This is a genomic window from Streptomyces sp. NPDC059785 (genome assembly GCF_042732375.1).
In the GTDB taxonomy this organism is placed as follows: Bacteria; Actinomycetota; Actinomycetes; order Streptomycetales; family Streptomycetaceae; genus Streptomyces.
The window spans coordinates 76,855-87,215 of record NZ_JBHWHV010000045.1; the positions used below are offsets into that span (position 1 = coordinate 76,855).

General features: G+C 71.4%; 10 protein-coding genes. 7 read left to right on the forward strand and 3 right to left on the reverse strand.

Features of this window, described 5'->3' with window-relative positions:
• Positions 1-185 precede the first annotated feature (185 nt).
• Together ACFV6E_RS29480 and ACFV6E_RS29485 are read left to right on the forward strand one after the other, a co-directional pair.
• Positions 186-482, forward strand: a complete 297-nt coding sequence (locus tag ACFV6E_RS29480) for a GntR family transcriptional regulator (protein ID WP_385160421.1) — start codon at positions 186-188, stop codon at positions 480-482.
• A 36-nt stretch (positions 483-518) separates the two neighbouring features.
• A complete protein-coding gene (locus tag ACFV6E_RS29485; protein WP_385160419.1) occupies positions 519-767 on the forward strand; it encodes a winged helix-turn-helix domain-containing protein in 249 nt (82 codons plus the stop codon).
• 17 nt (positions 768-784) lie between these two features.
• Here the strand turns inward: ACFV6E_RS29485 and mqnP are convergent, their stop codons facing one another.
• Both mqnP and ACFV6E_RS29495 read right to left on the reverse strand, forming a co-directional pair.
• A complete protein-coding gene (gene mqnP, locus ACFV6E_RS29490; RefSeq protein ID WP_385160417.1) occupies positions 785-1,687 on the reverse strand; it encodes a menaquinone biosynthesis prenyltransferase MqnP in 903 nt (300 codons plus the stop codon).
• Between the two features lie 66 nt (positions 1,688-1,753).
• On the reverse strand, positions 1,754-3,211 hold the full coding sequence (locus ACFV6E_RS29495; protein ID WP_385465702.1) for a menaquinone biosynthesis decarboxylase: 1,458 nt from the start codon (positions 3,209-3,211) through the stop codon (positions 1,754-1,756).
• 87 nt (positions 3,212-3,298) lie between these two features.
• Between ACFV6E_RS29495 and ACFV6E_RS29500 the strand changes: the two genes are divergently transcribed.
• The 3 genes from ACFV6E_RS29500 (at position 3,299) to ACFV6E_RS29510 (ending at position 7,538) form a co-directional block, all read left to right on the forward strand.
• Positions 3,299-3,712: a PLD nuclease N-terminal domain-containing protein gene (locus ACFV6E_RS29500; RefSeq protein WP_385160413.1), complete on the forward strand. Its 414-nt coding sequence runs from the start codon at positions 3,299-3,301 to the stop codon at positions 3,710-3,712.
• A 167-nt stretch (positions 3,713-3,879) separates the two neighbouring features.
• Positions 3,880-5,997 carry a hypothetical protein gene (locus ACFV6E_RS29505; protein ID WP_385465705.1) on the forward strand — a complete coding sequence of 706 codons (2,118 nt, stop codon included), beginning with the start codon at positions 3,880-3,882 and terminating at the stop codon, positions 5,995-5,997.
• Positions 5,997-7,538, forward strand: coding sequence for a hypothetical protein (locus ACFV6E_RS29510; RefSeq protein WP_385160409.1), 1,542 nt, complete (start codon positions 5,997-5,999; stop codon positions 7,536-7,538). Before ACFV6E_RS29505 ends, ACFV6E_RS29510 begins: the two co-directional genes overlap by 1 nt.
• 81 nt (positions 7,539-7,619) lie before the next feature.
• On the opposite strand, the gene ACFV6E_RS29515 is transcribed toward ACFV6E_RS29510, so the two are convergent.
• Positions 7,620-8,207 carry a TetR/AcrR family transcriptional regulator gene (locus tag ACFV6E_RS29515; protein WP_385160540.1) on the reverse strand — a complete coding sequence of 196 codons (588 nt, stop codon included), beginning with the start codon at positions 8,205-8,207 and terminating at the stop codon, positions 7,620-7,622.
• Between the two features lie 195 nt (positions 8,208-8,402).
• On the opposite strand from ACFV6E_RS29515, the gene ACFV6E_RS29520 reads away from it, so the two are divergent.
• Both ACFV6E_RS29520 and ACFV6E_RS29525 read left to right on the forward strand, forming a co-directional pair.
• A complete protein-coding gene (locus ACFV6E_RS29520; RefSeq protein WP_385160407.1) occupies positions 8,403-9,422 on the forward strand; it encodes an aldo/keto reductase in 1,020 nt (339 codons plus the stop codon).
• Positions 9,423-9,442: 20 nt separating this feature from the next.
• Positions 9,443-10,315: an LLM class flavin-dependent oxidoreductase gene (locus ACFV6E_RS29525; protein ID WP_385465708.1), complete on the forward strand. Its 873-nt coding sequence runs from the start codon at positions 9,443-9,445 to the stop codon at positions 10,313-10,315.
• Positions 10,316-10,361 lie beyond the last annotated feature (46 nt).

Sequence of the window (10,361 nt, forward strand, 5' to 3'; positions counted from 1 at the left end):
CAGCAGACGAGGGATAAGGTCGGACATGCGTCAGCTCCTTCGAAGCTGGTGCCGTGCCCCGGGGCGACTCCAATCGCCGCCGGGGTTTTGTCGTCCGAGACGCTACACGCACAACACAGCCCTCTACATACAAGTACAGCCGGAACCACTCGAACGTGGACGGAGAGGCGGTCTACGGTTGACACATGAGCGATGCAGAGGAACGCGAGACTTCCCTCGACCCATTGAGCGCGCGACCGCTCTACGTGCAGCTGGCTGACATCATCGCGGGAAAGATCAAGTCCGGGAAGCTGGCGCCGGACCGGCCGATTCCCTCGGAGAACCATCTCGCCGATGAGTACGGCGTAGCCCGGCTCACCGCTCGGCGCACCGCCCAAGAGCTCCGCGAGCGGGGGCTCATCGTCACTGTGCGGGGCAAGGGATCGTTCGTGGTGGAGCGGCCGGTCGTCAATACCACGGAAGTGGATGAGAGCGCCGATTGACGGACGCGGTCGTCCTGCCAGAGCCACTATGCCCAGGTGAATGATCTGCCGCGCTACGAATATGTGAAGCTCGCCGACGCCATCGCCGACGACATCTCGTCCGGCAGGCTGCCGCAAGGGGCCGCGCTACCTGGCGAGCGCGCCATGACAGAGCTGTACGGCGTAAGCCTCGGCACCGTCCGCCGCGCCATCATCGAGCTCCGTGAACGAGGTCTCGTCGCGACCCTGCCCGCGAAGGGGACGCACTCAATCGGCGCCCCCGGCAACACCGGAAGCGCCGATTAGACGGTTAGCGCCGGCCGCTAGACCGTAAGCCCCCGCACCACAAGATCCAGCAGCGCGCACACGAACAACGCGATCCCGATGAAGCCGTTGACCTGGAAGAAGGCCCGGTTCAGGCGGGTCAGGTCGTGCGGGCGGACGATCGTGTGCTCGTACAGGAACGCGCCCGCGACGATCAGCAGGCCCAGCCAGAAGAACGCGCCCGCGTCCGTGGAGAGGGCGAACCAGACGAACAGGGCCGTGGTGATGGTGTGGCAGACGCGCGCTCCCCAGATCGCGGCCGGGATGCCGAAGCGTGCCGGGACGGACATGACTCCCACCGCTCGGTCCGTCTCCACGTCCTGGCAGGCGTAGATCAGGTCGAAGCCGCCGATCCAGATGCCGACCGCGAGGCCCAGGATCACCGCGTCCCAGGACCACTCGCCGGAGATCGCCAGCCAGCCGCCGATCGGGCCGATCGCCTGGGCCAGACCCAGGATGGCCTGCGGGAAGTTCGTGAACCGCTTCCCGTAGGGGTAGACCACCATCGGGATCACCGCGACCGGCGCGAGGGCCAGGCAGAGCGGGTTCAGGAGCGCCGCCGAGCCCAGGAAGATCACCACAGCGATCAGGGCCCCGGTCCAGGCGTGCTTCACCGACATCGCGCCGGTCACCAGCTCGCGGTGCGCCGTACGCGGGTTCCTCGCGTCGATCTCGCGGTCGATGATCCGGTTCACCGCCATGGCGAAGGTCCGCAGGCCCACCATGCAGACGGTGACGAGGAGCAGGCGGCCCCAGTGGATATTGCCGTCCCACTTGAACATCGCCGTCAGCGCGGCGATGTAGGCGAAGGGCAGCGCGAACACCGAGTGCTCGATCATGACCAGCCGCAGAAACGCCTTGGTGCGGCCCGGCTGCGGAAGCGCCGCGGATGCTGAAGTCACCGGCCGGTCTCCCTCACGCTCTTCGACGGCCTCACTGCCCGGACTCCCTCGCGTACTTCACGGACGTCACAGCCCGTACTCCTTCCAGCGGCGGTCGACCTTCGCCGCCGTCTCCGGGTCGGACTCCACCATGTCCGGCCAGCCCCCGTCCCGCGTGTAGCCCTCCTCAGGCCACTTCTTCGTCGCGTCGATGCCCGCCTTGCCGCCCCAGAACTGCTGGTAGGAGGCGTGGTCCAGGTGGTCGACCGGGCCTTCGACCACCGACAGGTCGCGGGCGTAGTCCGTGTTGCCGAGCGCCCGCCAGGCCACCTCGTGCAGATCGTGGACATCGCAGTCCGCGTCCACGACCACGATCAGCTTGGTGAGCGACATCATGTGGGCGCCCCAGACCGCGTGCATCACCTTCTGGGCGTGCTTGGGGTACTTCTTGTCGATCGAGACGATCGCGCAGTTGTGGAAGCCGCCCGCCTCCGGCAGGTGGTAGTCCACGATGTCCGGGACGATGATCTTCAGGAGCGGGAGGAAGAAACGCTCCGTCGCGCGGCCCAGCGGGCCGTCCTCCGTCGGCGGGCGGCCCACCACGATCGACTGGAGCAGCGGGCGCCTCCGCATCGTCACGCAGTCGATCTTCAGGGCCGGGAACGGTTCCTGCGGGGTGTAGAAGCCCGTGTGGTCGCCGAAGGGGCCCTCCGGGAGCATCTCGCCCGGCTCCAGCCAGCCTTCCAGTACGACCTCGGCGTTCGCCGGGACCTGGAGCGGGACCGTCTTGCAGTCGACCATCTCGATCCGCTTGCCCTGGAGGAAGCCCGCGAAGAGGTACTCGTCGATGTCGCCGGGGAGCGGGGCCGTGGAGGCGTACGTCACGGCCGGCGGGCAGCCGAAGGCGATGGCGACCGGGAGGCGCTCGCCCCGGCGGGCGGCGACCTGGTAGTGGTTCCGGCTGTCCTTGTGGATCTGCCAGTGCATCCCGATGGTGTTGCGGTCGTGGCGCTGGAGGCGGTAGAGGCCCAGGTTGCGGATGCCCGTCTCCGGGTCCTTGGTGTGGGTCAGGCCCAGGTTGAAGAAGGAGCCGCCGTCCTTGGGCCAGGTGAAGAGCGCGGGGAGCCGGTCGAGGTCGACGTCGTCGCCGGTCAGGACCACCTCCTGGACGGGAGCGTCCCCCGGCTTCACCTTCTTCGGCGGTACGTGCGCCATCGCGCCGAGCTTGCCGAACGCCTCCCGCACCCCGACGAACCCGTGCGGCAGCTCGGGCCGCAGCAGACCGCCGATCTTGTCGGAGATGTCCCCGTACGACTTCAGGCCGAGCGCCTTCAGCAGGCGGCGGTCGGTTCCGAAGACGTTCATCGCCAGCGGCATCGCGGAGCCCTTGACGTTCTCGAAGAGCAGGGCCGGACCGCCGGACTTCTGCACCCGGTCGACGATCTCCCCGACCTCCAGGTACGGGTCCACCTCGGCCTTGATGCGCTTGAGGTCGCCCTCGCGTTCCAGCGCCCGGAGCAGGGACCGAAGATCGTCGTAAGCCATGCGACCAAGTATCCGGTACCGGCTACCCTGTGCCCGTCACCGGGGCCCTCATCGCCCCGCCATCGCTTTGTGGGGGATCGTTCGGCCATGCTCAGGTATCTGCCGTTTCTGCTGGTCCTGGCGTTGTGGATCTACGCTTTCATCGACTGCCTGAACACACCCGAGGACGAGGTCCGCCACCTGCCCAAGGTGGTGTGGATCATCATCGTCCTGCTCTTCGGCGAGGTGCTGATCGGTCCGGTCGCCTGGCTCGCCGCGGGCAAGGCGCGTCGGGGTCCCGCCGGTGGTTCCACGCCCTCCGAGTGGCACCGCAGCCACCGCACCCAGTACGTCGCCCCCGACGACAACCCCGAGTTCCTGAACTCCCTGAAGGCCGAGAACAAGAAGGACGAGGCGCTGCTCAAGGACTGGGAGGCCGACCTGCGCCGCCGCGAGGAGGAACTGCGCCGGCGCGAGCGCGGCGAGAGCGGCAACAGCGGCGAGGGCGGCAGCGGCAGCTGATCCGGTCGGCGGCAGCGGGAGCCGGCCCGTACGGCTGCCGCAGCGGCACCCCCGGTGATCACCCTCGGTCGATCACCCCGAGCGTTTTGTAACCCAACGGACACCACTTGCCCTAGTCCGAACCAACTCCCCCTTTTTACACTGCTGTTGACACAGGGGGAGATGCGGTGGGCAGAGGGCTGCACGGGCGGGGAGCGCTCTTCGGCACGGATCCGCCCGGACTCGCTCCGCGGCTGGTCGGCCTGCGCCCGTACCAGCACCGCGCCTCGCCGCCCGAGTACACCGGTGAGCTGCCGTTCGTGGTGCTCGCGGGCGCCCGCGGGCTCGGCAAGAGCGCGGTCCTGGACGAGCTGCGCCAGGCGTACCAGGGGCACACCCCGGTCGCGCTGGTCGACGGCGAGGACCGGCAGTTCGCCGTACCGCCGCCGGAGCGCCCGGCCGAGGCGTGGTCGCCGGTCACCCAGGCGCTCACCACCGTCGCCGAACAACTCGCGGCGCCGGTCACGGGCGCGGGCCGGATCAGCTTCCCGCGGCTGGCCTCCGGCCTGATCGCGGTGGCGGCGGGCGGCTGGAACACCCGCGACCTGCCGCGCATCCGGCAGGAGGCCGAGCGGATCCTGCTGCTGAACGACTCGGGGTCCTGGCTGTCGGGGTTCGCCGGGCGCTGGGTCAGCAAGGTCGTCTCCAAGCTGATCGCCTCGATGTCCGGTACCGGACCGGTGGTCGAGCCGATCATCGAGGCGACCCTGGAGGCGTTCTCCGAGGGCATGTCGCCCACCCACCTGCGGCTGCGCAAGGGCGCTGCCTGGTACCGCGACTATCCGAACGCGGGCGGCAGCGCCAAGCTCGGCCTGATCCTGCTGGGCGGGCACTTCCGGGCGGGCGGCGACTCCCGCGCCCACGCCGAGCGCCATCTCGTACGGGCCCTGCTGGCCGATCTCGGCGACGCGTACGCGGGTCCGCTGGCCCGCTCGAAGCGGATCGGCCGTCCCCTCGTACTGATCGACAACGTGCAGGCGCCGCCCGGCCGCGGGCTGATGGAGGCGGTGCTGCGCGACCGCGCCGACGGTCTAGCCGACAGCACCGCGTTCTTCGCGGCGCTGCGCGGCGACACCCACCCCGTGCTGCGCAACGCCGTCCGCCGGGAGCTGCCCGACGTGGCCCGCGCCAGCGACTGGGCCCCGGACACCGCCCCGTCCTCGCACGCGCTGCTCGTCCCGCTGCCGCCGCTGACCCCGGACGACACCCTGCACCTGGTGGGCGCCGCCTGCCAGGGCGTCGAGGTGCCGCCGCACCTGTCGCACGCCACCCACCGGCTGACCTGCGGCAGCCCGCTCGGGATCACCCTGCTCGCCGAGTCCGCCCGGCAGAACCTGCCCGCGGCCGCCTCGCTGGGCGGGCTGCTCACCGCGGATCTCGTAATGTCCGAGGACCACGACGGCCGGCCCGCCTACCAGGAGCTGATCGGCCGGCTGGTGCCCGGCGGCCGGCTGGACGAACTGACCGTGCTCGCCGCCGCCCACGACCGCGCCTCGGCCCGCGCCCTGGCCGAGCGGCGGCTGCCGGACGACTTCGGCAACTCCGGGGTGCTGGGGATCGAGGAACGGCTCGCCGGGGAGGGCCGGCCCGCCGGCCCCGGACAGTTCATCGGTGATCCCTTCCTGCGGACGCTGCTGCTGCTCCGGCTGCACCACCACGATCCGGACCACGAGGAGTGGCGGGCCACCCATCGCACCCTCATCGAGCACTACACGGCACCGGTCCCCGACGGCGGCCCGGACGACGACGGCGCGGCCGGCCGCGCCCGCTACCGGCTCCACCACGAGCTGGCCCTCGGCGACACCGAGCGGGCCGTCGCCCACCTGCGCGACACCTTCCACACCGCCGACATGCGCGACTGGCTGGCCGCGCTGGTCTTCATCGCCTCGGCGCCGTACTTCCACGCGCACGACCCCGACGGCCGCGACTTCGACGGCCACGACCACCGCGCCAACATCGCCCTGGGCCACACCGACGCCGCGCACGAGCCGCCCGAGGGCGTCGACACCGCGCTCCACCTGCGCACGCGCCGGCTGCTGCACGCCGTCTGGCAGCTCACCGACCCGCTGGTGCTGCCGGACCCGAAGGTGACCGACCGGCTGCGGTTCGAGCTGGAGCAGTTGTCGAACGCCCGGCCCGCGGGCAACGCCCTGCTGTGGCGGGCCTCCCGGGACTGGCCGGCGGACGCCCTCGCCGGCCGCCCCCTGCGCATACCGGGCACCTCGGACGACGACGGGGACGAGTGATGGCGAACATCTGGGTGTGGCTGCGCGAGGACGTCTGGGAGATCCGCTTCCGCCGGTACCTCGCGCTGGCGCTGGCGGCCGTGCTCGTCGGCCTCGGGGTGTGGGGCGGCCGGACGCTGACCCACGACGACCGGTCCTGCGCCCCCGGCGTCGTCCAGCCCGAGGGCAGCACCGAGTGCGTCGGCGTCTCGGACACGGCGTACGCCTTCGGGCGGGCCCGGCTCACCGACACCGTGCGGGCGATCAACCGGGAGAACCACCGCCTCAAGCCCGGCGAGTACGTGACGGTCGCGCTGCTCGAACCCTTCACCGCGACCGACAACGACAACCTGGGCGACGTGCTGCACGAGCTCCAGGGCGCCTATCTCGCGCAGTACCGGGCCAACCACGAGTCCAACGACCAGCTGCCGAAGATCCGGCTCGTGCTCGCCAACCCCGGCGCGACCGGCGCGCACTGGGAGCACACCGTGGACCAGCTGGAGCGGATGACGACGTCCCCGGACCGGCTGCGCGCGGTGACCGGCGTCGGCCTGAGCACCGACAACAACAAACGGGCCGTGAAGGAGCTGACCCGCCGCGGCATCCCGGTGACCGGCACCTCCATCACCGCCGACGACCTCGCCAACGGCCCCGAAGGCGACCCCTTCCCCGGGCTCGCCCGGGTCTCCCCCACCAACACCGACGAGGCCCGCGCCCTCGCCTCCTTCGCCAAGGTCGCGGCGTCCAAGGCGTTCCTGGTCTACGACAAGTCGGGCGACCCGTACACGCGCACGCTCCAGAAGTCCTTCGCCGCGCTGCTGAAGGGCTCGCCGTACGAGCCGCAGCCCTTCACGCCGCCCGCCGACCGCAGCAAGGAGGGCACGACCGCCAACACGTTCGCGCAGATCACGCACGTGCTGTGCGACACGGCGCGGGGCACGGACACGGTCTTCTTCGCGGGCCGCCACACCCAGTTGCGGCAGTTCATCAACGCGCTCGGCGACCGCGGCTGCCAGGACCGGAAGTTCACCCTGCTCACCGGCGACGAGGGCTCGTACCTCACCGGCGACCGGCATCTGGAACGCAGCGCCCTCCAGCACAACCTGTCCGTGCGCTACACCGCGCTCGCCCACCCGGACGCCTGGGCCGAGGACTTAGCGAAGACCGGCGGCAGCGCCGAGGACGCGGAGGACCTGGACGGCATGCTGCGCCGCGGCAGGACGGAGCCCGTCGGCCCCATCGGCCCGATCGCCCTCGACGACGGCCAGCTGATCATCGCGTACGATGCCATGCGCCTCGCGGTGCACGGCGTGCGCTCGGCCACCCCGGCCGGGAAGCGGATCCCGGCCCTCGCGGACGTCGGCCTCCAGTGGCCGCAGGTCAAGGGCCGCCAGCTCCGGGTGAACGGCGCGAGCGGCTGGATCTGTCTGGACGTGCACGGCAATCCGTACGACAAGGCGGTGCCGATCGTGGAGCTGACCCCGGACGGCAGCTCCCGCTTCGTCAAGATCGCCTGGCCGGAGGGCAAGCCGCCGTCCGAGGAGTGCCTGCCGCCGGCGTAGGACTTCTAGGGCGTGTTGCGAAAGTCCCGTCGTTCGCCCGAAGGGCGGGCCGCGCGGCAGGCGGGACTTTCGCAGCACCCCCTAGGCGCTGCGCAGGCCGGCGATCAGCAGCTCGACCAGCCGGCGTGCGTCGTAGCCGGGGTCGTTCTCCGCGCCGATGCAGAGGTTGCCGACGCCGCGCATCAGCTCCAGGGCGGTCGGCCCTGGCGTGATCTCGCCGGACGCGGCCGCGGCGTCGAGCAGCTCGGCGCACACGGGCACCAGGCGGTCGATGAAGTAGGCGTGCAGCGTGTCGAAGCCGGCCTTGTCGGACTGGAGCACCCCGGCCAGCCCGTGCTTGGTGACCAGGAAGTCGACGAACCGGTCGATCCATTCTCCCAGCGCCGCGTAGGGGGACTCGCTGCTCGCGAGCAGGGCGGGGCCCGCCTCGGCGCAGGCCTCCACCTGGTGCCGGTAGACGGCGACGATCAGGTCCGCCCGGGTCGGGAAGTGGCGGTAGATCGTGCCCATCCCGACGCCCGCCTCGGCCGCGATGTCGCGCACCGGCGCCTCCACGCCGGAGGCCACGAAGACCGCGGCGGCCGCGTTGAGCAGGCTCTCCTCGTTCCGCCTGACGTCCGCCCGCCTGGGCCTGGCCGTCCGACCCGCGCCCTCGCCGCTGTCGCTCACCACCGCGCCGCTCCTCCTCCTTCTGCACTTCTGCACCGTGCGCACCGCCACCGCTTGCAAAACGGAACACGGCTCCGTATTGTCGAAGAGGCAGCGGAACAACGTTCCGTTTTTCTCATGATGGCAGACCCCGGGCCCGGCGGCCATGTCACCCCTGCCCTTTTACCCCTCATTCTCCAGCGGAGGAACACCGTCATGCAGTACCGCACCCTCGGCCGCACCGGCGTCCAGGTCAGCACCCTCGCGCTCGGCGCGATGAACTTCGGCGCCATCGGGCGCACCACCCAGGACGAGGCCACCGCCCTCGTCGACACCGCCCTCGAAGCGGGTGTCAACGTCATCGACACCGCCGACATGTACGGCCGGGGCGAGTCGGAGGAGATGGTCGGCAAGGCCATAGCGGGCCGCCGCGACGACCTCGTGCTGGCCACCAAGGCGAACGAACCGATGAGCGACGAGCGCAACCACCGGGGCAGCTCGCGCCGCTGGCTGGTCACCGCGCTGGAGAACAGCCTGCGCCGCCTCGGCGTCGACCACGTCGACCTCTACCAGATCCACCGCTGGGACCCGCGCACCAGTGACGAGGAGACCCTCGCCGCGCTGACGGACCTCCAGCGCGCGGGCAAGATCCGTTACTTCGGCTCCTCGACCTTCCCCGCCTACCGCATCGTGCAGGCCCAGTGGGCCGCCCGCGAACACCGCCTCGGCCGCTACGTCACCGAGCAGCCCAGCTACTCGATCCTCCAGCGCGGCATCGAGACCCACGTCCTGCCCGTCACCGAGGAGTACGGGCTCGGCGTCCTCGCCTGGTCCCCGCTGGCCTCCGGCTGGCTCTCCGGGGCGGTCCGCGCGGGCCGGGAGATCACCACCAACCGCTCGGCGGTCCTGCCGCACCGCTTCGACCTGACCGTCCCCGCCAACCGGGCCCGGCTCGACGCCGTGGAGAAGCTGGCCGGGGTCGCCGACGCGGCGGGCCTGACCATGATCCAGCTCGCGCTCGGCTTCGTGACCGCGCACCCGGCCGTGACCAGCGCGCTCATCGGCCCGCGCACGGCCGACCACCTGCACGCGCAGCTCGCCGCCGCCGACACCGTGCTCTCCGCGGACGTGCTCGACGCGATCGACGCGATCGTCGCCCCCGGCACCGACCTGGCGCCGGACGAGAAGATCGACACCCCGCCCGCCCTGCTCGACCCGGCGCTGCGGCGCCGCTGACGGAAGGGACCGGCCACCGCATGCCACACGCTCCTCAACCCCGCTTCGGGATCATGACCGCGCCCATGCAGGTCGAGTACGAGGACGTCCTGCGCGTCTGGCAGGAGGCGGACGCGATACCCGAGATCGAGCACGCCTGGCTCTTCGACCACCTCATGCCGATCGGCGGCGACCCGGCCGGACCGGCGTACGAGGGCTGGACGCTGCTCTCGGCCCTCGCCGCGCAGACCCGGCGGCTGCGCCTGGGCGTCATGGTGACCAGCAACCGGTTCCGGCCGCCCGCGCTGCTCGCCAAGATCGCCACGACCGTCGACATCGTCTCCGGCGGCCGGCTCGACTTCGGCATCGGCGTCGGCTCCCGCCCGGACCACCCGCCGGCCCGCCGCGAGTACGAGGCCCACGGGCTGCCCTTCCACGCCACCGCGGACGCCGTCGCGAGCCTCGCCGAGGCGTGCGCGGTGATCCGGCGCCTGTGGACCGAGACCGAACCCTTCGACTTCCACGGCACCCACCACCACCTCACCGGGGCGTTCGGCAGCCCCAAGCCCGTCCAGCGCCCCCACCCGCCGATCCTGATCGGCGGCCGCTCCGCCGCGACGCTGCGCGTGGCCGCCGCCCACGCCGACCTGTGGAACATCCCCGGCGGCGACATCGAGGACGTGATCGCGCGCAGCGCCCTGCTCGACCGCTACTGCACCGAGATCGGCCGCGACCCCGCCTCGATCGTCCGCTCGATCCACCTGCCCGTCTCCTACGACCGGCCCGGGGACACGAGGGACGCGATCGGCGAGGCGGTCGGCGCGGGCTTCGGGCACATCGTCCTCGGACTGCCGTCGCCCTACCCGGCCGGCGTCGCGCGGTGGGTGGCCGACGAGCTGGTCAGGCACGACTGAGCGAGGCCCCGCACCACGGCGAAGGCCGGTTCCCCCGACTCGGATC